Here is a 23187-nt window from a genome sequence, read left to right as displayed (position 1 = left end):
AAAACCTAATCATCACAGGTGAAGGTGGTCGTGACCTACGCGTAGACCCAGCACGTGGTACACTGGATGTTGAATCAAACGGCATGTTCACGACCGCTGACCGTGTTATTCTAGAAGCGCGCGATTATACGCCTGCTGGTGAAGGCCCTCTTCAAACAGAAGAAGAGATTGGTGACATCAACGAAGCAGCTGTATGGACAGTGACTGACGTGGCTTACCAAGTGGGCGGTTACACGACTAAAGTGGCTGATATCTCAATCAAAGACAGCTTCACTGGCAACGAGCTAGCGACGTACACTGCTGGTATCGTTACAGCAACAGAAACCACAACAGGTACTGTTAACCTAGATATCGAAAACACAGCTGAAATCACAGACGTAGCAGTAGAAGGCATGGCGCACGTGTCAGTATCTCTAACTGCGGGTCTGTCAGACGTTTAATATTATAGAGTGTATTATCAAAAAGATTTAGGGAGGTGATTACCTCCCTTTTTTTTCGTTGTTCAGTTTGTGTTTTTGAGAGGGATGTTATTCGACGACTGAAAGGTAAGAAGTTGATTTATTGTAGAAGGTGGATTATGTCATTTTCAAATTACTGGCTAATTATTAATGAGCGTATTAGTAGAGTGAATAGTCTCGAAGAATTAACGAGAAAAAAGCTAAGAGTAAATATAAATTCAACCGGACTTGGCTATAAGGTTAAGAATAATCATCTAACCAAACATAAATATAATACTCGTCTTAATTTTTTTGAAGACAAAAACGGACGTGATGCCTATATTGGAAATTGACTTTAAGGGCTACTTTAATAATGTTCTAACTTTAGATTAAATTGTAAGATTGGATTGGTTGGGTTTCAATTAAATATTTTAACGTGACTAAATTAACTAAATTCTTATTGGCTGTTTTGTGGTTCTCTTTCTTCTATTTAATTAAGTGGATATCAGTGACCTCTTAAATTTCTGGTTTGGGTGTTTTTCTTTTTTATTATTTTTGATTTAAATACTGTTAATTAACAATAAGAATTTAGAACGAACAGGTTGCGTTATTGGTCAGTGTGCTAAATTTCATAATTTAAGTTCTGGGAAGCTAGGGGCTTAAATGTATCGAGACTATAGTCCGATCCTGTAAGCTTTGAGAAAAAACGGCACTTTAAGCGGAGGGTTGCAGGAAGGTAGGAGGTAACATGTTAACCTTAGATAAAGCCGCCCGAAGGCGGCTTTTTTATTATTTAATGCTTACTGCAGTAATTGCTTTCGACTCTCTGTTAATACAGATATCCATTTCTTTGTTGTTTTCAAATCCACTAACTACACGATTGTAGATTTCTTGATTTGACTTCATTCCATCGATAAGAGTCCCATCGTTAAAGATGATGAACTTGTTTGGAACGCCACTTGTTGTATAACCAAGGGTTGAAATTTCCTTGATTCCAGATGTGTTATGCTCATCATTTTGAGTGTTACAAATCGAAGTGGAAAGGCTTCCCGCACTTGCAGCAGTTGAAAGTAATAAAGCACTTAGAGTGATAATAGTCTTTTTCATTTTTTGCTACCTTGGCTTAGTTAGAGCTTGCTTCTACAATAATTGCCTCATTGCCATCTAAACAGATATCTAGACGCTTACCGTTGTAGAATGCATCTTTAAGGTTATTCAATACATCTTCATCGGGAGCAAAAACTTGATTGTTATTCGTTAGCATAATTTTGTGTTTTTTACCTTCTTCTGAGCTGTAAGTTGAAACAGTGATATGTTTTACACCTTCTGAATATACTTGGCCGCCGTATGTATCACACAAAAAGTCGATTACTCCTGCTTGCGCATTAAAAGTTGATAAAGATGCTAAGATTGCTAATGCAAGTGATTTTTTCATTTTTAAACTCTTCTAAATATTTTTTATGATGTCCGTAGACAGGAAGTAATATATTTAATTTGTTTTTTTAGATCAATAAAAAAAATGCATCATGGTTTAATTCTTACATTATAAAAGGCTTTTCTTACAAAAGATTATTCTTTGTGTTTGCAAAACAAACGTTTTTATTTAGTAGATGGGTTTCATATTATTGTTAATAATATGAATTTGATTAAACATATGCTCGTAAATTATGAATGTGTAAAACTTTCAACTATTATTTTCTGGGTGTTTTCATTCAAAGAACGTCGTTCGTTATTCATCTATTATGTTTAATTTTGATGATTTAAGAAATGATGATAGATATAGAGAGCGGTCTGAGAGGCAAGATGTGTGAACAATTGAATATATGGTTCAGACGGTATACTTTTACCCAAAAGATTTTCGATTACGTGTGATCAGCGTTTAATGTTTGCTGAAAGTTTGGGTAAGGGAAAACCTCATTTCCGCTCCTGAGCTAAGAAGCGGAAAGGTGTACCGCATAGAATTGCGGACTACAACAAGACTCTAAGAAATAGCGAAGACCGAGAGTTGTTCATGGAGATTGCTCATCCTATATGGCCAACAGAACTTAGTTATGACCGGATATGGAAAGTGCAAAGACAAGTATATAGAGACGATAATTAGTCAAACTCTTCCTAATATATGTATGATTGCATTTCTACCGCTTAAAAATGATATAGCAAAATTTCGCCTAGTTCTTGATGCTGCTGCCTATCACCAGTCAGACCTTTGAGTTATACACTCATAAGTAATTAGATTTGTATTATCGTGTATGTGTTGCGGTTTGTTTATTCATTCTAAATGATTTTTATTGTCTTTGTTCTTATTAGTAACCTCGTTAATGTGTCGATTTTTCGTGTTTATAGTTATTTTAAAACAATGGCTTAGAGTTTTTAACGTCAATTAATGTTTATTGATTGGTGTTTTTAGCACTGTGGCTGAATAATGGCAGCCTCACAGTGAGCGATACTTCCTTGCTTACTGAAATAATTCAATGTGCACTAATAAGTTGACCAGGTTCAATTTAAAGTGTGACTAAAAAAGCAGTGGCGCACACCAATTCGAACCATATAGATAGGAAAAAAACATGTTTAATAAAACTCTACTTTCATCAGTACTACTAGCGGCATTTGCAATGCAAGCAGCGCCAGCAATTGCGGCTGAGGAACTGGCAGAAGATGCATCAGCAACGGTACTTTTCTCCGGTCTGATTGAGTCAAACATGCCAGGTGAAAACCTAATCATCACAGGTGAAGGTGGTCGTGACCTACGCGTAGACCCAGCACGTGGTACACTGGATGTTGAGTCAAACGGCATGTTCACGACCGCTGACCGTGTTATTCTAGAAGCGCGTGACTACACGCCAGAAGACACAGAGCTAGCGACAGAAGAAGAGATTGGTGATATCAACGAAGCAGCTGTATGGACAGTGACTGACGTGGCTTACCAAGTGGGTGGTTACACAACTAAGACCGCTGACATCTCAATCAAAGACAGCTTCACTGGCGACGAGCTAGCGACGTACACAGACGGTATCGTAACAGCAACAGAAACAACAACAGGTACTGTTAACCTAGACATCGAAAACACGGCTGAAATTACAGACGTAGCGGTAGAAGGTATGGCGCACGTGTCAGTATCTCTAACAGCAGGTCTATCAGGCGTTTAATCGTCGATACCTTTAACCTTTATTAGTCATTACACATTACTAAGAACAATGGGGAGAGCTTAACGGCTCTCCCCATTTTTTGTTGGATTAAATTGACCTATTTGTTGTTTTCCAAGAATAATATTCCAGGTGTGGTATCTAGAGGCGGTTTATAACGAATTGCTTATTTAAACGCACCAAGCCATTTGAAGAGGCTCGGTGCAGTAAACTTGCCAATACTCTTACAAAATTATCGCTTATTACGTAAATAGCGCTTACGACGCTCTTCTTTACGTTTCGCTTTTTCTTCTTCTTTACGGGCGGTTTCAATCTCGACTTCAATCAGCTCTTGAGTGATCATTTCTGGGCGTTCTAATGTAATTTGGCCCAAAGTGCCTTGACGAAGTTCGTGCAATAAGATCTCTGATACTTTGTGCAAGTCAACACGTCCACCTGCACGTAGTGCACCGCGGCGGCGACCAATTTCTTCCATGATCTCGATATCTGATTCTGGAAGCTCTTCAATTTGATAACGCTCTTTAAGCTTATCTGCATAATGAGCTGCTAGGTATTCAATGGTATAGAATGCGACTTCGTCATATTCCATCGCTGTATCTTTTACCGCGCCAGTAGCCGCAAGGCGGAAGCCACTGTGTGGATTTTCCACTTTTGGCCATAAAATTCCTGGAGTATCAGATAATACGATGCCATTTTGCAGGTTGATACGTTGTTGACGACGTGTAACCGCGGGTTGGTTACCTGTTACAGCGATTGTTCGACCTGCGAGGGTGTTAATGATCGTCGACTTTCCAACGTTTGGGATGCCCATGATCATGGTGCGAATGTTTTTACCAATTTCTTCTCGGTGTGGGGCAAGTTTGCGGCAAAGCTCCATGATTCGATGCACTTCTTGTGGTTCAGAAGTCGTGATCGCCATTGCTTTTACATGTTGCTCTTGCTCCAAGTGCTCAATCCACAGTTGAGTTAACTCTGGATCGGCCAAATCACGTTTGTTCAAAACTTTAACGACAGGTTTGTCACCACGGATTTGAGAAATCAAAGGGTTTTCACTACTGAAAGGAATACGAGCATCCAGTACTTCGATGATCACATCCACTTGAGGGATTGCTTCTTCGATCTCTTTACGTGCTTTGTGCATGTGGCCAGGAAACCACTGGATTGAGTTATTAACCATTTGAATTTAATACCTTAATTTTTCTAATGCTCCAGCGGTTGTAAAAGTAGCAATGTGAATCTTGAGTAATACAATACTAGAACGCATTTTCTAAAACTGTGTTTACTTCAAGCTGCTCGAAACCGCGGAGTTGAGCTTTCTTTCATGTTAATACGTCAGTTTATCATGGAATGATGATGAATCATTCATGATGAAAGTAAAAAGCTATGGCGTGCAAACCTAAACGCACACATCTCTTATATATACCGACTCGCAGTGAATATCCGTCTGGGTGAGAGACCGAACGCAAACGCTGTGTAGTCAAAGGTGGATTGTGTTGTCAGATTGTTCTGACGAATTTTGGTTTTCTGCTTTTATATCAAAATTTTATTTTTATTTCGCTATTGAGCGAAGTTTGACTTTTATCTGACAAAAACTAGTCTGAGCTTCCATTCAGAGGAAGCAGTCATGCTCAGTATTCTTAGAAGTATTACGGTATCGTCCGTCGCCTTAATTTTTTTAGCGAGTTCTTTTTGCTCAACTGCCAAACAGAGTCCTAAACCGAAGGTCATCGTTGGTGTTATTGCGCAAGACGAAGCTAAAGACTCGTTTGACGGTAGCGTTGGTCCTTCGTACGGAATTAGTCTTGAGTATTTGTCTAACATTACTAAAGCTTTGGATTATGAGTTAGAACTTCGGACTTACAAGCATATTCCGTCTTTACTTGCGGATGTCGAAAGCAAGAAGATTGATGGTGCGGTTGGATTTAGTAAAACAGCAGCAAGAGAAAAGCGTTTCTTGTTTTCGATGCCTTTCTTTTCGAGCACTATCGCTGTTTGGTATCGGAATGCCACTTACCGAGATAGTGATGCGCGTGATCTTAAATGGGTGTGTGTTGAGGGCAGTGTGTATTGTGACAACCTCACTGAACGCGGTATAGATAAGATACATTACGTTAAAACACGTTTAGAGGCGTTTAATGAAGTTAAGCGAGGTAAAGCGAACGCGCTGATTTACACTTATGTTGGTATTACCCAATATTTGGATTTGAATGACATTGTAAAAGGGGTTGTCGATATTCCCAGTTGGTTGAAAAACGAAGAGGTGAGTTTTATCGCTTCGTTGGACAAACAGAGTCTGATCGATGACATCAACAAAATCCTTCAGTGGGAGCAAAATGGAAAAAACATTCGCTCCGTCGCCTCGAAAAATCCTTACCATATCAGTGATAAGTTATTGGTAGATTACCGACGTAATCATCAAAACAAAATAGTGATAACTTACAGCAGCAGTGACGAAGCTTATCCGTTTCTCTACCGAGATTCGCAAACGGGTGAGTTAGACGGTTTCTTTCCAGACTTCATCGACTTATTGCAGTCTCGTACTGGCTTGAGCTTTAAGTATGTGAAACCGACGTCGAGCCTTTCTAATGGATTAACGGCATTTGATGCCGATATAGTCCCCATCTCTTATGTGGGTGAGCTACCTAAGTCAGATTGGTTGTTCACTAAACCATTCATGCACAGTAATTACGTGGCTATCCAAGCGGAGCAGAGCAAGCGCGATAAATCTGCACTGAAAGAAGCGGGTATTCTGCTCACTTTGAAAAAGCAAGGGGTAGTTCATTTGGGCACTTGGCAGCAAGGCCAAGTTGATCATTATGATGATTTGAAAAAGCTGCTTACCGATTTGAAATCGGGCGTTTTGGATGTGGCTTACATTCCTGACGACATCGTTCACAATATGATTGCACAAGATCAAGTCGATGGCTTGGTGATCAATGCGGAGGACGTTTTGACGTTCTCTAATGCATTTGCGGTTGCAAACCACAATACACAACTGCAGCACATGTTGAACAGCATCATCGAAACCATTGATTCTAACGAGATCGAAAAACTGCTGCGTTCTCACCGAAGCTTCAAACTGACTTATGGCTATGACGCGGAGCAGATCGCTACATTTGTTGTTGCTGGTTCATTCATATTCTGTCTCATGTTAATTGCGGCGTATTTCATCTTATCTCACATGCGACTTAAAGTGAGGTTAGCCGAATTTAATGCTGACAATGAGGAAGCGGAAAAGCAATGGCTGATGGACATCATCAAAGAGATCAATAGCTTGGTTTTTATCCATAGTGAAAATAACCATATGGAGATGAGCAATTGTGCCAACTACAACAGTAAACGGTGCCAACAATGTAAGTTGAAAAGTGATTCTGCGCACGCTCTGGTGAATAATTTTGATGAACTGACCACTGTTATTGCTGGAAAGCGTATTTCAGAAGAGGTTGCCTCGTCGGGCTGTGAACTTGATATTAAACATGTATATCGAGAACGCAAAGTCATCGCTTCTCCTAGCGGTAAGAACAAGTTTGTACTGACTGTTATTCAAGATATTACCCAGCAAAAAGAACGTGAGCAGGCGTTAATCGATGCGCAAAAAGAAGCGCAAACCGCGGTACGTGCGCGCGAAAACTTTTTGGCAACCATGAGTCACGAATTAAGAACGCCATTGTCGGCAGCGCACGGCATCCTCGACTTGCTAAATCACCAAGTGACGACAGATTCAAATCGCGAGTTAATTGCCCAAGCCATACGCTCGCTCAATCATTTGAATACGCTAGTAGACGAAGTACTGGATTATTCAAAGTTAGAGGCAGGGCACTTAACCGTCGCCCCAGTTAAGACCGACTTGCTTAAAACCTTGTGCGATGTGTTTCGAAGCTTTGAACCACGAGCGCTCGCGAAAGGTTTGGATTACAAAGTGACAATCAAACCATTTTCGAATGCTTTCATTGAAATCGACGCGCTGCGATTGGTGCAAATTACCACCAATCTACTCTCCAATGCGGTGAAATTCACTGCGGAAGGCGAGGTTGGAATCAGTGTCATTCTTCATGAAAAGCAGCTTATCTTGAAAGTGGCAGATTCAGGTATCGGCATGACGGATGACCAACTCGAAGGCATTCTCAATCCTTTTGTTCAAGCGGATGACACTATTACGCGTAAATATGGCGGTACTGGATTGGGGCTAAGCATTGTTGACCGATTGATCGACTGCATGGGCGGCGTGCTCTGCATCGATTCACAATTTGGCTTGGGCACGACGATTACCGTCAGACTGCCAATTGAGCATTGCGACTCTGAGCCAGACGTTTGTTTGAACTGGACGTATAGCGAGAGCTTACCACTTAATGTTCGCCAGTGGTGTGACGCGTGGAAAATGCGTCCAGCAACGTTAAAAACAATGGTGGCGAACCTTCACCCTATACACGACAGCGATGCCAGTTTTAATGGCCTAATGCTGCGTGACGAACAAAGGGTACTTGGCAGTCTTACGCTAAGAGAGCTTCAATATCCAGATACATTGTTCAATTTGCTCAGCCAAACGCAGCAAGAAACCAAGCTTAGTGACGCAAATCAAGAAGTGGTTTCTTGGGTTCTCGGCACGGTACTGGTCGCAGAAGATAATCCCATTAACCAAAGTGTGATAGCAATGCAGCTTCATGAACTTGGAATCGAACCTGTCATTGTGAATAACGGCCGCGAAGCATGGGAATACATCAACCAAGATGAAAACGTTGTGTTGCTGCTGACCGATTTTCATATGCCAGAAATGGATGGCTATGAGCTTGTTAGGCACGTGAAAAACTCCGAATTTAAAGCAATTCCAATCATCGGTGTGACAGCAGAAGATGCTCGTCTTGCCATTGAACGTACACAGGATATCGGCATTGATGATGTGCTCTACAAGCCCTATGACCTTAATCAATTAAAAACCGTTTTGATTCCATTTATTGGCGAAAAAGAGAGGGGTAGGCTGCCCGGCTGGATTAAACGGTTCAAAGCACAGGACGCAAAAGAGATTGCGCGCGTGTTTAGTCAATCAATGTCTACAGATATAAAAAACTTAAACGCCGCATCGACTGAGCGAGACAAAAAACGGGTCATTCATGGCATCAAAGGAGCGGTTGGGGCGATAGGGGTAAGCATGCTGGCTGAGCTTTGTATTGAGGCAGAACGAGTTACTGCTGCGGAGTTTGACAGGCGAACAGCGGAGCTAATTTTACGAATCGAGCAGGAGATCGAAAACATAAACTATTGGGTAGAGACAAATGAATACACAATTTAATGTGATGGTGATTGATGACCATCCGCTACAAACCACAATACTTACGCAAATATTGGATCGCTATTGCGCGCAAGTCATCCCCTTTAACTGTGTGGATGCTGCTATTCAGAGTGTGCAGGAACAACATTTTGACGTAATTTTTTGTGATATCCAAATGCCCGGAAAAGACGGCATCGATATGATGGAAATGCTCGATGAAGTCCAGTACCAGGGGCAAGTTGTACTGGTCAGTGCAATGGAATTGACCATTATTTCTGCGGTAAGAGCCATGTGCGAGGGATTTAGCTTTGAAGTATTAGGGAAGCTGCCTAAGCCATACGATGAAAATGAAGTCGTTGATTTGTTACGTAAAATAAAAGATGAAAAAGCGAAACAAGTCAGCTTTGCTCAATCTATTGAAGTGGAAGATCAAGAATTCCTGTTTGCTCTGGCTGAAGGGCGCGTGAAAAATTATTACCAGCCTTTAGTCGATGTGCAAAGTGGGGAAGTGCTTGGGTATGAAGCGCTCGCGCGTTGGAATCATCCTATTTATGGTGTGTTACCCCCTCATTATTTTTTGCCAATTGTAGAGCGTTGCCGCCTTTCAGGAGAGTTGTTTCAAGCTGTATTGAGTAATGTTATCTATGACATTAAACACCGCGGATTGACGCAAAACGTATCCATCAATGTAGACCATGAAAATTTAGAAGATACGGCGTTCTCTCATTACTTTTTACAGCAATGTTTAGAGAGCGAGATTGACCCATCACAAATCACCATTGAAATTACAGAGCGAGATACATTTCAGACTAGCGCGTCCCTGTACAAGAATTTACTCAAGTTGAGGATGAACGGTGTCACTGTCTCAATAGATGATTTTGGCACGGGTTCATCAACGTTTGAAAAACTGGCTCAACTGCCATTCAACGAGTTAAAAATCGATCGTTCGTTTGTACAAGGTGTCGAATGCGATATCAAAAAACGAAACATCGTTGTTGCTATTTGCGCGTTAGCGAAAAGTTTGAATATACGATTGGTCGCGGAAGGTATTGAAGACGAAGTCACACTGCAAGCGATACGTGAGTATGGCATTGATCTTTGCCAAGGCTTCTACATTGATAAACCGATGCCACTAGAAGCCATAACCATACTAAATGAAAGATATGAATAAATTGAATTACTTGATTTTTGACGATCATCCTCTCGTTTGTGTTGCAATCAAGTCGTTGCTGGAAGAGTTAGGTAAAACAAATGGGGTATTTACTGCAACATCAGCGAAGATGGCATTACAAATATTGAAAAAGGAAGAAATTCAACTGTTGATCTTAGATGTGAACTTGGCAGATTGCGATGGGTTTGATTTCTACAAACGTATTAAATCCCATGGTTATGAAGGCAAAGTCATTTTCTTCTCCGCAGAAACTAGCCAAATGTACAGCCAAATGGCTTTTCGTTCTGGCGCTGATGGCTATGTGTGTAAATCGGAAAATCACGACATTCTTAAAGACGCGATAGAAGCGGTAGAGAAGGGGTATACCTTCTTCAAATTTAAGCAAGTTGTTAATAGCGTTCGAGAAATGCCACAACTTTCAAGCAGAGAAAGCGCAGTAATGAAGTATTTATTACAAGGAAAGTCCAATCGAGAAATCGCTTCAGTGCTATCAATAAGTGACAAAACAGTCAGCACATACAAACGTCGTCTATTGGATAAATTTAACGTAAAGAACATTGTTGAGCTAACAAGAGTGGCGGGGGCGTAAGATCGCATCATGACACTTAAAAGTATCGCGTTGTCTCTTTTCATCGCAACATTACTATTCGTCACTTCTGTCACAATGATTGGTGCGGTGTTAATTTCTTATGAAGTAAAGCAGTTCAACACTTACGCGAATAATTTAGCCAAAATAAAACAAAAAGTGATTCTCATGGGTTTATTGACGGAAGCGCAGCTCGAGCAATACAAAGGCATGAGCGTGAGTGAAGTAGAAGCGCAAACAGAGCTGAGCTTTCAAGATGCGATTTACTCCCTGTCACCTTATGAAAAACTCAATTACGTTGAAGCTGTTGCACGGAAATCGCTTCATCAGGCTGAAGCGTATTTATCAAATGCGTTCAATCGACAAAATGCCGTTATGTATTTTCGTTCTTATACTGGAAACAAACTCATCTTAGAGAGACCGATTGAAGCGCTAGAGGGAGTGAAAGCCACATTTGATGTTGATTGGTGTAAAAGTAACTATTCTTGTGTGTTAGCCGCGTGGAAAGAGCAACTAACGGACCGGGTATTGTTTTCCCTACCATTTAAAACGACATACTCCGATGACATGGCGATAAGCATCATGAGTCCGGTTTACTTTCAAGGTGAGTTAGTGGGAGAGTTCTCGGAACAATTGTACCTCTCGCCGCTTTACAATGATGGGAAAGCGGTGGATGTTCAAATAGCGAATGGGAACAAGCAAATGGTGATTTATTTCGCTGGCTACCCCTTTCCATCATTCGCGTACACCCAATCATATGTCGCAGACAACAACAACCTTATCGTTTACATGTACCCATTCAGTAAAATTGTATTGGATTACGTGTTCTTATTTATCATCTTCTTTTTCGTAACCTTAGCGTATTACAACAAAGCTTATGAATCTAAAGAGAGCAAACTTCGCCTCGCGAAAGCACTGACGAACGTGACGAAAGATGATTTAACGGGATTGTTTAACCGCAGAGTCTTTCAAGATAGCGAATTCAAACGTCGTTTGGAAACCGCGCCATATTCCGTTATTGCAATAGATGGCGATAGGATCAAGCGAATCAATGACCATTACGGTCACCATGTAGGGGACGAAGTTATTGGGATTATTGCTGATGCTATGTCTAAAGTGTTTCGAAATAGTGATTATCTAGTTCGAACTGGTGGTGATGAGTTTGTTGCGATTCTGCCGGGTTGCAGTATCAGTCAATCTTCAATATTGGCGAAGAAGCTTCGTAGTGTCGTTAAAGATAACCGACTAAAGACCTTGGATATCGAAGTTAGTGTGAGTACTGGTATCGCGGCGAATGAATTACACGAAACGCTTCAGGACGTTATTGTACGTGCAGATGAAGATCTCTATGAGATGAAAAAACACAGACAAAAGTCCCATTAAGCAGCGCTAGTATTGACTCAATGTTAAGTTACGGAACATAACCATGACATAACTGTTTGATTAATTTGACCAAACAGAATGAGTGGTCTTTTATATTAGAGCAGTCAACAAATAGTGATTGCTCTATTTATTCTCGACCTTACATCTGGTGTCGCACGTGAACAAAGATCTCGACTTAAACTTACTTAAAATACTTGTCTTACTGGATAAGCACCGTCAGCTCAAACCCGTTGCGAAAGCGATGGGAAAAAGTGAAGCGTCAATCAGCAAATACCTTGCCCGATTGCGACTCCAGCTAAACGATGAATTGTTTATTCGGCATCCTCATCACATGGAACCAACGGACTATTTAAAACGTCAATTACCTAAAATTTCCGATGCACTCGAGAAGCTTGAAACTTGTCTAATTAGAGATGAGTTTGAACCGGAAAATTACGAAAAAGACATCACCATTTGTTTACCGCAAACCGCTCAATACTCATTTGGGCATTTACTTGCAATGGATTTAATTGCGCTGTTTCCCAAGGCGCACATTTCGATAGCAACGATTACAGAGTATACGATAGAAGAGATAATCCTAGGCAAAGTGGATGCGCAGTTACATTACTTCAACGAGGATGTTCCGAAATCTGTTTATCAAAAGTTCATTGGCTATGCGCCTGCTGTGGTAGTTGTCCCTGAAGAGCTGGGAATTACCACCCTGGAAGAAGCAGCCAAACTTCCCTTTATCATGTTAGAGATTATCGGTTGGAAAGAGAAAGAGCAGCTCTTTATACGTGCAATGGAAAAGCATGGAATGGTCATCAAACGTATCGCGGCATTGGACAATGTAAGCAGTGTATTAAAGCTCCTCAAGAAAAAAAACGCCGCAACGGTACTGCTTGAGTTTCAAGCTCCTATTGAAGGTTACACTTTTATAAGGGTGCCGGAGAGTCTATATGTCAATGGTTGGCCAAAAGTTGTAGTTCAGGTGAAGCAAACACATCGCTATGATGCAATGCACCAATTGTTAATCGGTGCTATTGCAAAATACGTGAGTACATAACTTAACTGCAGAACTCGCAACTTTTCGACGTAGGAAGGGTGTTCAGTAGCTCAATTAGTGATGCTGCTTGGTACTTTTTCAAAATACGTGCTTTGTAGGTACTGATGGTTTTTGCACTAAGTGATAGTTGTTCAGAAATCTTCTTATTTGAGTAACCTTGCACGAGATAGTGGAAAACAATGGCTTCGCGGTTAGAAAGCGTTACGTTGCCCGACGACGTTGTCAGAGTTGACTTAAACATAGAGTAACCTCGAGAAATCCCAGCAATTGCATCAATAATACTTTTCCTTGGTTCACTTTTATTTAAGAAACCATTGGCCCCCATTTCGTGAGCCGCCTTAGAAAGGCTAGAGTAGTCTCGTGAAGAGATAAATAGCAGTCGTCCAAGATAACCGGTCGCTAAAATATTTCTGGCTAAACGCATACCATCGCGTTCACCAAGCACTACATCTAAAATAATCAAATCAATTTTATTACTGCGAACAAGCTCCATAATCTCCGCACTGTCAGTAGTTTGAATTACTTCAGCTGCATTGATTGCATGTTCAACAAGAGAAGCAAGTGCCTCGCTATACAATGGTTGAGCGTCAATAATAAGAACATTACTCAAAGTGAACCTCACCTAATACTTCAACTAGTGTGCCGTCAGGCGACAGCGCAATTGGATGAGTAGGATTGTAGGAAAAACCTTGCTAAGAGGAAGGAAAATGACTCTTTCAAAAAATGAAAATCAGTGTCTTGATTATGGGAATAGCGATGTCAGGTATTGAAATACCTAGTGATAGGATGATTGCTTAAAACTTACGCTGACAGAAAACTAACAAACTGAAAGTGTTCTTTCAGTGTTCTATGCCTTCAGATTTTCTTGCGATGCCTCTAGCGCTTCGATTTAAACCCGTGTGTTAGCAAGCGCAGTTTTATACCAAGCCACTTGAAGAGAGCTTGTTCTACACCAGGCATGAGCACGGTAGCCAACTTTGTACTGATATCTGTTGGATAGGTTTGGCTATTGACGCTGAACATCACTTCAAATTATTTCTAAACTTTTCATTGACTCTGCCGCTAAAAGTGGAGGTGTTAATTCGCACTTTGGCCACTCATAATGTCGTGTTCAAAAATGAGACAATTTTACATGGTTTGGTATGGAAATGTGCGTTAGCCGTCCTTTTGATGGTTTACAAATTTTGTTGTAACGACTAAAAAGGACTTTTGGATTTTTAGCCAGAGAATGGCTTCTCATGGCGTTTGCATCAAACTTTTCTGATGCGTATTTTTGGTTGGATAATTGGCTTTATGAGTAACGTAACCAGCACCATTTTGACAGAAAGTGGTACCAATGAGCTTGAAATCATCGAGTTTCATTTAGAAAAAACATTGCCAGATGGCAGCACAAAAACTTGTTATTACGGCATTAACGTTGCGAAAGTACGAGAAGTGATTCGCGTGCCAGAAACAACCGATTATCCAAACGCACAACCTCATATGATTGGTGTGTTCTCATCCAGAGATGTACTGACGCCTTTAGTGGATTTAGCTGGTTGGTTAGGTGTGCCAACACGACAAGATCTGGAGCGCAAGTTTGTAATCGTTACGGATTTCAACAAAATGACCAATGGCTTCTTAATTGACAGCATTTCGCGTATTCATCGTATCTCTTGGAATGATGTGGAATCACCAAGTCAGTTTTTGGAAGCGGGCGAACAAGATTGTGTAGTAGCCGTTGTCCGTAAAGAAGGCAACCTGATCATGATTCTCGACTTTGAAAAAATCATCGCAGACATCAACCCAGAATTGAGTATGGAAAAATACGATGTGAAAGGGGACAAGTCGGTGGATCTCAACCAGAGAATGGTCGGTAAGCGTAATGCTAAAACGATCATGGTGGTGGATGACTCAGCATTTATTCGCTCTTTGATCCAAGATACATTAGCTTCTTCAGGCTACAATGTGATCACATGTAAAGACGGTGGTGAGGCGCATGAGAAGTTGATGAGCTTGATCGAGGTCGCGAAAGAAGAAAACTTGCCAGTTAAAGAGCTATTAGATGCGGTGGTTACGGACGTAGAAATGCCTCGAATGGATGGTATGCACTTAGTGAAGAGACTACGCGATACCGAAGCGTTTCATGAAATGCCGATCATTATGTTCTCGTCATTGATGAGTGAGGATAACCGAGCGAAAGCACTATCTCTTGGCGCAAATGATACGATTACCAAGCCAGAGATTGGCCGCATGGTGAATATGATGGATAAATACGTGTTTAACTTTGCGTAAAAAACCGATCAGATGAAACAAATAAGGCTGCCGATTGGCAGCCTTATTTTTATTGAGGGCAGGGAAGAATCTCTAAGGTGTAACTCTCGTTTGGAGTCTGCGGCGGCCCATATAAAATTCCGCATTGAGTTAGGCTACTATTTTTATCATCTCTTGCTGAAATGACGACTTTAATGTTGTTAGTCTGAACAATTTTCCAGTCACTATCACCGTGCTGATTCTCAAGTTCCGAGACTAATAGAGCTAAGCTTGTTTCATCTGCATCTGGGTAACCGTACCTAAATGTACAGCTAAGAGAGCCATTTAACTCACAGCTTGAGAAAGGCAGACTTTCTGGGCCCTTACCTGAACCTGCGTCAGTGTGTTTATTTGATATATATGGATAATGTTCCAACCCTGCAATCGCCATTTTCCCATAACCCACGCCTAATGCTGATGCAATAGCGCCTTTCATTCCTTCCAAACGAGCTTCACGTGCATCACTTTGAAGGTTTAAAAAGCGTGGCGCGGCAGTGACAGCAAGAATACCGAGCACGACAATAACTACGACTAACTCTATTAGAGTAAATCCCGTTTGTTTTTTCATATTATTTTCACAGCAAGTTAAAGGTAGAAAAACACTGACCGTACACTTGTTTATTGTGTAAATAAGTACGGTAATGATAAATCGATCAGTAGTATAAAGAGGTGAGTTGTAAAGTGCTATACCGACGCCGCACTAATTGACTGAATCCATTAAATGCAATGGAGAATTCACGGGTCTAATTCTGCTAGATTTTAAGAGGTCATTAATTCCGTTGAAGAAATGCTGCGTGAACAGGCGAGCATGAATCCTCTTCGATGTAAGCAAACATGTACATCAGCGGAATGAAATACAAAATGCAAATGAGGGCGAACCGCACAAATGGATTGTCTTTTTATTCACTTTGATGAATGCTACGCGGAATTCATATCGCAGCGTGCCTGAGGTATTCATCATGCGAATGTGCTTTGGTTTTGTGTTTATTTTTCAAATATAAGAATAATCTAAATGGAATTCGATTCGATAAACTTCCTTGCAATAGGTTTGATATTTCTTGGCTCTTATGTCCAGACCGCAATCGGTTTTGGCTTGGCTATTGTTGCCGCACCTTTACTGATTCTTTGGGCGCCAGAATATGTTCCTGCGCCAATCTGTTTAGTCGCGTTATTTATTTCGTTGATGAATGCGATGAAGCACCGCAGTAGTGTTGAGATCGGCGGCTTAAAGATGGCGTTGATTGGGCGAGTGCCGGGATCAATTGCTGGTGGCTTGCTACTCTTTTTTGTATCTACACAAACTCTCACGCTTTGGATTGGTTTGTTGGTGCTGTTTGCAGTCGTGGTGAGTGTTTTACCGTTTCGGGTTGAGCCTACGCCTTCGCGTATGACATGTGCTGGTTTCTTTTCTGGGTTGTTTGGTACCAGTTCTGCGATTGGAGGCCCTCCGATGGCGTTATTGTTGCAGCATCAAGAAGCAAATCAGTTACGCGGCAACTTATCGGCTTTTTTTGTTTTCAGTTCGATTATTTCACTAATAGTACAAATCCCAGTGGGCTTCTTCACATTGCATCATTTGGTCATTACTATTCCTCTATTACCTGCTGCGGCGCTTGGTTACTGGCTAGCAATGAAAACTACCCAGTCGTTACCAAAAGAAAAGATTCGGTTTGGGGCACTTATGTTGTGTTTTGTGAGTGGCTTTACCGCCGTCGTACAAGCGTTGAGCCAATAATGCCATCTGCATCATAAAGTCACTGCGGGATTGCATTCCTTTTTATGTATGGCGGACTTGTTTACTTACGCCAAATTGGTCGTTTAGATGGGCGATAGTTTTATGAATAACACTCGTTATGGCACTTTTATGGCAGCATTCTCCTTTGTGATCTGGGGATTGCTACCAATTTATTATCGTTATTTACCGAATGCTTCTATGGATGAGTTGCTAGCATGGCGAATCATTGGGTCTGTACCTGTCGGGTTTCTAATTGTACTTGGGATAACCCGTCGAGGGCTGAATTGGAAAGAAATCTGGCTTGATAAAAAATCCTTGTGGTACACGTTTGTGGCGAGCAGTTTGATGTGTATTTCTTGGAGTGCGTTCACTTGGGCTTTGACCCATCATCGGGTCATCGATGCCAGCTTAGGCTTCTTTATTGGACCATTAGTATCTGTTGCGCTGGGCGTATTTATTCTTGGGGATAGGCTCTCAAAAGGCAAACTTATTGCAATAGTGTTGGCAACAATTGGTGTTATGTATCAAGTGATTCACTATGGTCAGCTGCCCGTTATCGCACTAACGATGGGGTTGTTCTTTGCTTTGTATGGGCTGTACAAGAAGAAGATAAATTATGACTGGAGTACAACCTTGTTTGTTGAGGCGTTGTTACTGACTCCAGTTGCACTCGCATATTTGCTCTATAAACAATGGGCAACTGGTGAACTGGCTTCGGGCACAGATACCACAACATTGCTTTTGTATTTTGGCAGTGCACCTATCACACTTTTACCACTCGTATTTTATTCTATCGCAATACGTATAACTAATTTATCAACCGTCGGTCTAATGCAATACATCGAGCCAAGCTTGCAGTTTGTGTTGGCAGTTATGTTTTTTGGCGAGTTGTTTGACGAAGTGAAAGCGGTGACCTTTGCATTTATTTGGGTAGGGCTGTTGTTCACAATTTTTGAAAGTATTATCAAAGGGCATCGGCGCAAAAAGCTGGTCAAACACCCCTTATAGTGGTTTCAATATTCTCACATATTAGCTTCTTTATTCTTATGCCCTCCATTCGAGGGCATTTTTAATGTTATGAAGCATGGGCTTTCGTTTTTTGCCCGAATAGAAATCATAACTTGAGATTATTTGACGCATTATCATAATGATACCGCTATAGTTATAGCCAAGTGACACGCTTATATAAGTGAAAACCAGATCAAGAAGGACGACATATGATCACTGCTCTGTATGCCAACATTCTCGCAATACTCATTATTTGGTTAGCTGTTCAAGTAATTAAGCAACGTCGCTTAAATCAAATTGCTTATGCCGATGGTGGGGTAGAGGCTCTACAAATTGCTCGTAGTGCCCAGAGTAATGCGACAGAATATATCCCCATCACCCTGATTTTAATGGCACTTTTAGAATTCAATAGTGCTTACCCAACATGGATACATCTCACTGGTATTATTTTTGTAATTGGTCGAGTTATTCATGCTAAAGGCATATTGAAAAAAGACTTGAAAAAACGCATTAGAGGGATGCAGGTGACATTTCTGGTGATACTTTCATTGGTTGTGTTAAATATGATTTACCTGCCATACGATAAGTTATGGTAAGTCTGCGACGTTACATTCCACCACCTTGGGTACTCGTTCTGATTGGATTAGTACTGAATATTGGCGCGATCATCGTTACTAGCTTAGTCCTTGATAAGTTGGGTAAACAGCACTCGCAGCTCGCAGAGCAAACAGCAGAAAACTTGTATTCCATCCAACTCGCATGGAACAGTGTGGAAACCCTAGAAAGGAAAAGAGAAGCTTTACTGCTGCATGTGCACATAAGTCAGAGCGTAGCGATACCTTTAGAGCTAGAAGAGGTATTAGCAGGGCATTTATCTTCTTGGGTTCTCAACGAGTCGGATGAAATAAAAATTGATCAACTTCCTCAACTAATGTCAAAGATAAATCAGGCACAAGCTTCGTATAGAGACCGCATCGATAATTACTACATTGAGAATGTAGAGCTCAATGAGGTAATGGCAAAGCAGGATGAAAAGATCGCTTGGTACAAGAATATCGGACTCTTCTTGCAAGTATTCGGACTTGCGTTAATCCTTGCACGCGACTTAGCTAGGAAGCAATAAAAGCAAGAGCTAAAGATCAGGTTTATTGCGAAATGCCAATGGTAGTTTGCAAATTGCAATTTATTCTGTGAGCAAACAGTAGCTATTGGTTAAGTTTTAATGAAAGTGATTAAATAACAACCTGTTTTTGTGCGCTGAAAAGTTGGCACGCCTCATGCTTTAGTATGAGTGACCCTTTCTAAGCCGAGGGTCACCTAGCCAACTGACGTTGTTAGTGAACCATCTTGTTCACAAATATATACAGCCAATCACGACTCCTTGTGGTTGGCTTTTTTTTATGCAGTCTAGAACTGTGCTTTAATCCAGATCATGCGATGGTCGGAAGATACATCCTTACCATCACCATACTTACCGATACGTGCATCGTTAAATAGTTTACGGCCTTCTTCATAAGACGCTGACCAGTACACACCAGAGTCTATTACATTCAAATTTGCTGAAGGCAAGGCATAGTCTACCCCTAAGCCAAACGTTGAAGTGATGCGATTCGGATATGGGTGAGTTGAACTGTGGTCAACAGCGTGTTCAGCTGCACCAAAGCTTGTTGGGTAAAGCTCACCATTCATCACGGTTTGGTTAACCAATGGATCGTTGTGCAGCTCCTGCATTACAGAGCTAATACCGTCACCAGCCACTGGATCAAGGTTTTGATCACCCATCATTACGAATTTAGTGCCGTTCGTTAAGCCACCTGTTTTACCCGCATCGTCGTAAAAATAGTCTTTGCCTTGAATGTAATGATGCCAAAACTCCACTTCTGCTGCGTTTTGCGCTTTGTTTTTACCGGTGTCGAATACTGGTGGAGTAGGATGAGACATCAACAAGTGTACAACTTCTTCGCCATTGCGAGTTGGAATGATGATTGGCGCGTCGACGTGATTTTTCGAAGATAGACGCACTTGATCCCATTCTTCCGCTGAGTACCATTCATCACCACACTTCATGCCGTCTGGAATCTTTTGCGAACCGTCACAGATAGTAATGGTTGGAATTTTCGCACCTTCCATATCTTTCCATTTAAATGCTTGGAATGTACGTGTGTTTGCCGTGTCAATTTTATACTTAGACATAAGGGCAAATGCATATTGACCATGGTACATGCCAAAGCCCCATGCATCACCTGGCATTTGACCTGCGGTTCCGTTGTTGTCGAGATCAAACTCACTCAACAACCCTGTATTGGTTGAATAAGATTCAGCATAAGGGTATTCAATAGGCTCAAGGTTTGCTTCACCGCCCGCGCCATCGATACTTTGCGCGACAGACAAGTAGTTCTTCTGGAATCCTTCAATGGCTGCTTTGTTTTCACCTGTTCCATCGTTGTTGTATTCCGCCATCATGAGAACATCAGGACGATTCTTTTGAATGATTGCTGCAACGTTACGAATTTGAATGACTTTTTCCGCAGTGGTTTTGTCTTCGGCTGCGATTGAACCGTCTAAATAAGAGGTGACCAACGCAGCTTGCTGCGTTGGTTCAATTTGCATTTCATCTACCAAAGTTTCGAAGGTAGCGCGGTCAAAAGAGAGGTTGTAAGTCGCTATTTTTACTTCTTTAGGCTGAACATTGACGTATTCAGTATCGTCATTACATCCAGATAGTAGAGCGGCGCCAACAAGGACAGCGATAGAGGTTTTGATTGCTTTCATGGGTACGTCATACCTTATAATTAATTCGGCTGAATATTAAAGTCATCAGTCATTGTTTTAAGCGATATTAGTCACACAAACGTTTTCATATTTACATGTTCAATTAGTTTTTGTGTGATTTGTGCAATAAATGCAACACTTTCAACACCAGAAGGTTATATGTAAATTGTTAAAAAACGGTGTCGTTATTGATGCGAAATAGAGAGTCCGCCACCGTTAAAAAGAAAAGCGTAGAATTTAAGCGTGCATGAGATGTTTGAGTTGTATGCTTATCGCCGTGTTTTATTTTTTATGTTTAGATTTCCGTATATAATAAGCAGTCAATCAGAAGTGAGGACGACCTCACCGCTCTATCTTTTCTCGGGGACGACCCCATCTCGTTGGGAAATATGACATGGCTTGGGGAATTCTCTTCATTGCGGGCTTGTGTGAAATCGCATGGGCTGTCGGTCTTAAATATTCACAAGGGTTTACCAAATTCGGTGCTTCGGCATTCACTATTGTCTTTATGTTATTGAGCTTTTGGTTGCTTGGCATTGCGTTAAGAACCTTGCCTTTAGGCATTGCTTATGGAGTATGGGTAGGGATTGGCGCAATAGGCACGGCAGTCGTGAGTATTTATCTGTTCAATGAGCCAGCAACACTTATCAAAGCCTTAAGCTTGTTAATGATTGTCGCTGGTATCGCAGGGTTAAAAATATCAGCTTAACGTTAGGCTAAACACAAAACAGCCAGAGTCACTCTGGCTGTTTTTCTAAATGTCGTGTTTACGGTTCTGGCGAGGTATATCAAGCGTTGCGCTTAATAAAAGGTAACCGTAAGTGATGACCAAACGCATTAATTAATGCGCCTGTAACAATCAGACCGCCACCGACGTACGTCCAAATGATCGGAACCTCGCCAAAGAAAATGATGCCCAACAACACAGAAAATACGATCTGGATATACGAATAAGCGGAGGCTTTACCCGCTTGTTGAGTTTGCATCGCTTTGGTTAACCCCAATTGTCCAATTTGGGTAAAGACACCAACTAGAACCAACATGAAAGTCAGATATAGATCGGGCATTACAAAATCGTCGCCAATCAGTAAGAGTGAAGCGGGGAGAGCAACCAACGGGAAATAGAAAATGATCACTGAGCTGTCTTCTGTCTGACTCAGTTTTCTGACAATGACGTAGGCAATTGAGCTACCAAATGCGCCTAAGATCGCAATCATGACGCTAAACATTGGTAAAGCGCTATCTGAGCCTTGCCCAGTTTCTGGGCTTACCATGATATAGATGCCGAGTAAGCACAACGCAATACAAAGGAAAGTTGACGGCTGGATGCGCTCTTTCAAGAAAAATACGGCGAGTAGTGCAGTAAACACCGGATGAATATATTGGAATATCGTCGCTTCTGCCAAAGGTAAGGTGGTCACTGAATAATATACACACATCAGAGCCATCGTGCCCACAGCACCGCGTGCAAATAGTAATGGCTTATTATTGCCCCATACAGAAATTCGTTTTCGCTTTACATCGAAATAACTAATGATAAGTGAAACGAGCGCTCTTGCTGCAACGATTTCAAAAACGGGGATACCGTAGTTGCCGACGTGCTTTACTGTAGCCGACATCAGAGCAAAGCCGAACGCGGAAAGCACCATAAAGCGCACACCGATGGGAATCATAGTGTTGAATGAATTGGACATTTTACTGCTCATTTGTTGCGACAGATCTCACTTTAGCATACTTAGTTAGCGATTAAATCCTCTCAACTCAAACACTTCTGTCGACAAGATGAATAAACAGTAGAATACGTAGCAATTAATCTGCCTCTCTTCAGCGTAACAATAAAAACTCGATATTTAAGGAGCTTACATGATCCCGATAAAAGCAACGCATGTTTCAGGCGTTGTCATTTCAAAAATTGATGGCATAGAAAAAATGCTGTTACTCAAACGCGTAAAAGGTGGCTATTGGTGCCATGTTGCAGGTGGTATCGAAGCGGGTGAAGCCGGGTGGCAAACCATTTTAAGAGAGTTAAAAGAAGAGACACTAATTGACCAAGTTGAGTTACATACAGCAGACTTTCTAGAGCAGTTCTACGAAGCAAAAAATAACCGTATCATGGTTATCCCATGTTTTGTGCTATTTTGTCCGCCTAACCAATCAGTTGTTCTTAACGAAGAGCATACAGAGTATCGCTGGTGTACGCTTGAAGAAGCTAAGCAGCTGGCTCCGTTTGCCAATCAGCATCACCTCTATGAACATGTATGGAAGCATTATGTAGATGTGGCATCACTAACGCCATTTACGCTGATCGATCAAAAGGGCTAAATGAACGGCAACGGCTTTGATTAGTTT

The 23187-nt window shown here is 41.4% G+C and carries 21 protein-coding genes; 14 read left to right on the top strand and 7 right to left on the bottom strand.

Features of this window, described 5'->3' with window-relative positions; all coding sequences use genetic code 11:
* Positions 1-440 (top strand): hypothetical protein (locus L3V37_RS10920; protein WP_237306307.1); only part of this gene is annotated, 440 nt, incomplete at its 5' end.
* A 786-nt stretch (positions 441-1226) separates the two neighbouring features.
* Here the strand turns inward: L3V37_RS10920 and L3V37_RS10915 are convergent.
* Together L3V37_RS10915 and L3V37_RS10910 are read right to left on the bottom strand one after the other, a co-directional pair.
* Positions 1227-1544 carry a hypothetical protein gene (locus L3V37_RS10915; RefSeq protein ID WP_130545324.1) on the bottom strand — a complete coding sequence of 106 codons (318 nt, stop codon included), beginning with the start codon at positions 1542-1544 and terminating at the stop codon, positions 1227-1229.
* A gap of 16 nt (positions 1545-1560) precedes the next feature.
* Positions 1561-1872 carry a hypothetical protein gene (locus L3V37_RS10910; RefSeq protein WP_130545325.1) on the bottom strand — a complete coding sequence of 104 codons (312 nt, stop codon included), beginning with the start codon at positions 1870-1872 and terminating at the stop codon, positions 1561-1563.
* A 1129-nt stretch (positions 1873-3001) separates the two neighbouring features.
* Here L3V37_RS10910 and L3V37_RS10905 point away from each other — a divergent pair.
* Positions 3002-3583, top strand: a complete 582-nt coding sequence (locus L3V37_RS10905) for a hypothetical protein (protein ID WP_130545326.1) — start codon at positions 3002-3004, stop codon at positions 3581-3583.
* Positions 3584-3812: 229 nt separating this feature from the next.
* Here the strand turns inward: L3V37_RS10905 and ylqF are convergent, their stop codons facing one another.
* Positions 3813-4757, bottom strand: a complete 945-nt coding sequence (gene ylqF / locus L3V37_RS10900; protein ID WP_005376521.1) for a ribosome biogenesis GTPase YlqF — start codon at positions 4755-4757, stop codon at positions 3813-3815.
* A 447-nt stretch (positions 4758-5204) separates the two neighbouring features.
* On the opposite strand from ylqF, the gene L3V37_RS10895 reads away from it, so the two are divergent.
* The 5 genes from L3V37_RS10895 to L3V37_RS10875 all read left to right on the top strand — a co-directional run bounded on the left by L3V37_RS10895 (position 5205) and on the right by L3V37_RS10875 (position 13031).
* Positions 5205-8867: a transporter substrate-binding domain-containing protein gene (locus L3V37_RS10895; RefSeq protein WP_237306306.1), complete on the top strand. Its 3663-nt coding sequence runs from the start codon at positions 5205-5207 to the stop codon at positions 8865-8867.
* On the top strand, positions 8851-10017 hold the full coding sequence (locus L3V37_RS10890; RefSeq protein ID WP_237306305.1) for an EAL domain-containing protein: 1167 nt from the start codon (positions 8851-8853) through the stop codon (positions 10015-10017). The genes L3V37_RS10895 and L3V37_RS10890 overlap by 17 nt, the downstream gene beginning before the upstream one ends.
* Positions 10010-10606 (top strand): response regulator transcription factor, encoded by a 597-nt coding sequence (locus L3V37_RS10885; RefSeq protein ID WP_017635347.1) that lies wholly within the window; start codon positions 10010-10012, stop codon positions 10604-10606. The genes L3V37_RS10890 and L3V37_RS10885 overlap by 8 nt, the downstream gene beginning before the upstream one ends.
* 9 nt (positions 10607-10615) lie before the next feature.
* Positions 10616-11986, top strand: coding sequence for a GGDEF domain-containing protein (locus L3V37_RS10880; RefSeq protein WP_005376517.1), 1371 nt, complete (start codon positions 10616-10618; stop codon positions 11984-11986).
* 157 nt (positions 11987-12143) lie between these two features.
* Positions 12144-13031, top strand: coding sequence for a LysR family transcriptional regulator (locus L3V37_RS10875; protein ID WP_130545329.1), 888 nt, complete (start codon positions 12144-12146; stop codon positions 13029-13031).
* A gap of 1 nt (position 13032) precedes the next feature.
* Here the strand turns inward: L3V37_RS10875 and L3V37_RS10870 are convergent, their stop codons facing one another.
* Complete coding sequence (locus L3V37_RS10870) at positions 13033-13641, bottom strand: response regulator transcription factor (protein ID WP_165401651.1); 609 nt, start codon at positions 13639-13641, stop codon at positions 13033-13035.
* A gap of 683 nt (positions 13642-14324) precedes the next feature.
* Between L3V37_RS10870 and L3V37_RS10865 the strand changes: the two genes are divergently transcribed.
* The gene (locus L3V37_RS10865; protein WP_025998672.1) at positions 14325-15305 is read left to right on the top strand and encodes a chemotaxis protein; all 981 of its coding nucleotides are present in this window, start codon (positions 14325-14327) and stop codon (positions 15303-15305) included.
* A 49-nt stretch (positions 15306-15354) separates the two neighbouring features.
* Here L3V37_RS10865 and L3V37_RS10860 read toward each other — a convergent pair whose 3' ends face one another.
* Complete coding sequence (locus L3V37_RS10860) at positions 15355-15891, bottom strand: prepilin-type N-terminal cleavage/methylation domain-containing protein (protein WP_053307631.1); 537 nt, start codon at positions 15889-15891, stop codon at positions 15355-15357.
* Between the two features lie 444 nt (positions 15892-16335).
* Here L3V37_RS10860 and L3V37_RS10855 point away from each other — a divergent pair, with 444 nt between their 5' ends.
* The 4 genes from L3V37_RS10855 to L3V37_RS10840 all read left to right on the top strand — a co-directional run bounded on the left by L3V37_RS10855 (position 16336) and on the right by L3V37_RS10840 (position 19189).
* Positions 16336-17058, top strand: coding sequence for a sulfite exporter TauE/SafE family protein (locus L3V37_RS10855; protein ID WP_042520743.1), 723 nt, complete (start codon positions 16336-16338; stop codon positions 17056-17058).
* A 102-nt stretch (positions 17059-17160) separates the two neighbouring features.
* Entirely contained in the window at positions 17161-18066 is a 906-nt protein-coding gene (gene rarD / locus L3V37_RS10850; protein ID WP_031778926.1) for an EamA family transporter RarD, read from the top strand.
* A gap of 209 nt (positions 18067-18275) precedes the next feature.
* A complete protein-coding gene (locus L3V37_RS10845) occupies positions 18276-18662 on the top strand; it encodes an MAPEG family protein (RefSeq protein WP_005376510.1) in 387 nt (128 codons plus the stop codon).
* Complete coding sequence (locus L3V37_RS10840) at positions 18656-19189, top strand: hypothetical protein (protein ID WP_033906497.1); 534 nt, start codon at positions 18656-18658, stop codon at positions 19187-19189. Before L3V37_RS10845 ends, L3V37_RS10840 begins: the two co-directional genes overlap by 7 nt.
* A gap of 284 nt (positions 19190-19473) precedes the next feature.
* Here L3V37_RS10840 and L3V37_RS10835 read toward each other — a convergent pair whose 3' ends face one another.
* Positions 19474-20838 carry an endonuclease/exonuclease/phosphatase family protein gene (locus L3V37_RS10835; protein WP_237306304.1) on the bottom strand — a complete coding sequence of 455 codons (1365 nt, stop codon included), beginning with the start codon at positions 20836-20838 and terminating at the stop codon, positions 19474-19476.
* A gap of 394 nt (positions 20839-21232) precedes the next feature.
* Between L3V37_RS10835 and L3V37_RS10830 the strand changes: the two genes are divergently transcribed.
* The gene (locus L3V37_RS10830; RefSeq protein ID WP_005376506.1) at positions 21233-21547 is read left to right on the top strand and encodes a multidrug efflux SMR transporter; all 315 of its coding nucleotides are present in this window, start codon (positions 21233-21235) and stop codon (positions 21545-21547) included.
* 79 nt (positions 21548-21626) lie between these two features.
* On the opposite strand, the gene L3V37_RS10825 is transcribed toward L3V37_RS10830, so the two are convergent.
* Entirely contained in the window at positions 21627-22532 is a 906-nt protein-coding gene (locus tag L3V37_RS10825) for a DMT family transporter (RefSeq protein WP_005376505.1), read from the bottom strand.
* 169 nt (positions 22533-22701) lie between these two features.
* Between L3V37_RS10825 and L3V37_RS10820 the strand changes: the two genes are divergently transcribed.
* A complete protein-coding gene (locus L3V37_RS10820; protein ID WP_005376504.1) occupies positions 22702-23160 on the top strand; it encodes an NUDIX pyrophosphatase in 459 nt (152 codons plus the stop codon).
* The last annotated feature ends 27 nt before the right edge of the window (positions 23161-23187 follow it).

The organism is Vibrio sp. D54, from assembly GCF_021728075.1.
GTDB classification, from domain to species: Bacteria; Pseudomonadota; Gammaproteobacteria; order Enterobacterales; family Vibrionaceae; genus Vibrio; species Vibrio alginolyticus.
Note: the sequence above shows the minus strand (reverse complement) of the source record. Positions and strands in the feature narration are given on the sequence as shown.

Bases quoted from the DNA above. Each gene is read 5' to 3' on its own strand.
- L3V37_RS10910 (WP_130545325.1), bottom strand. From the start codon at position 1,872: ATGAAAAAATCACTTGCATTAGCAATCTTAGCATCTTTATCAACTTTT.
- L3V37_RS10825 (WP_005376505.1), bottom strand. From the start codon at position 22,532: ATGTCCAATTCATTCAACACTATGATTCCCATCGGTGTGCGCTTTATG.
- L3V37_RS10830 (WP_005376506.1), top strand. From the start codon at position 21,233: ATGGCTTGGGGAATTCTCTTCATTGCGGGCTTGTGTGAAATCGCATGG.
- L3V37_RS10880 (WP_005376517.1), top strand. From the start codon at position 10,616: ATGACACTTAAAAGTATCGCGTTGTCTCTTTTCATCGCAACATTACTA.
- ylqF (WP_005376521.1), bottom strand. From the start codon at position 4,757: ATGGTTAATAACTCAATCCAGTGGTTTCCTGGCCACATGCACAAAGCA.
- L3V37_RS10905 (WP_130545326.1), top strand. From the start codon at position 3,002: ATGTTTAATAAAACTCTACTTTCATCAGTACTACTAGCGGCATTTGCA.
- L3V37_RS10855 (WP_042520743.1), top strand. From the start codon at position 16,336: ATGGAATTCGATTCGATAAACTTCCTTGCAATAGGTTTGATATTTCTT.
- L3V37_RS10865 (WP_025998672.1), top strand. From the start codon at position 14,325: ATGAGTAACGTAACCAGCACCATTTTGACAGAAAGTGGTACCAATGAG.
- L3V37_RS10820 (WP_005376504.1), top strand. From the start codon at position 22,702: ATGATCCCGATAAAAGCAACGCATGTTTCAGGCGTTGTCATTTCAAAA.
- L3V37_RS10860 (WP_053307631.1), bottom strand. From the start codon at position 15,891: ATGAAAAAACAAACGGGATTTACTCTAATAGAGTTAGTCGTAGTTATT.
- L3V37_RS10840 (WP_033906497.1), top strand. From the start codon at position 18,656: ATGGTAAGTCTGCGACGTTACATTCCACCACCTTGGGTACTCGTTCTG.
- L3V37_RS10915 (WP_130545324.1), bottom strand. From the start codon at position 1,544: ATGAAAAAGACTATTATCACTCTAAGTGCTTTATTACTTTCAACTGCT.
- L3V37_RS10895 (WP_237306306.1), top strand. From the start codon at position 5,205: ATGCTCAGTATTCTTAGAAGTATTACGGTATCGTCCGTCGCCTTAATT.
- L3V37_RS10835 (WP_237306304.1), bottom strand. From the start codon at position 20,838: ATGAAAGCAATCAAAACCTCTATCGCTGTCCTTGTTGGCGCCGCTCTA.
- L3V37_RS10845 (WP_005376510.1), top strand. From the start codon at position 18,276: ATGATCACTGCTCTGTATGCCAACATTCTCGCAATACTCATTATTTGG.
- rarD (WP_031778926.1), top strand. From the start codon at position 17,161: ATGAATAACACTCGTTATGGCACTTTTATGGCAGCATTCTCCTTTGTG.
- L3V37_RS10890 (WP_237306305.1), top strand. From the start codon at position 8,851: ATGAATACACAATTTAATGTGATGGTGATTGATGACCATCCGCTACAA.
- L3V37_RS10885 (WP_017635347.1), top strand. From the start codon at position 10,010: ATGAATAAATTGAATTACTTGATTTTTGACGATCATCCTCTCGTTTGT.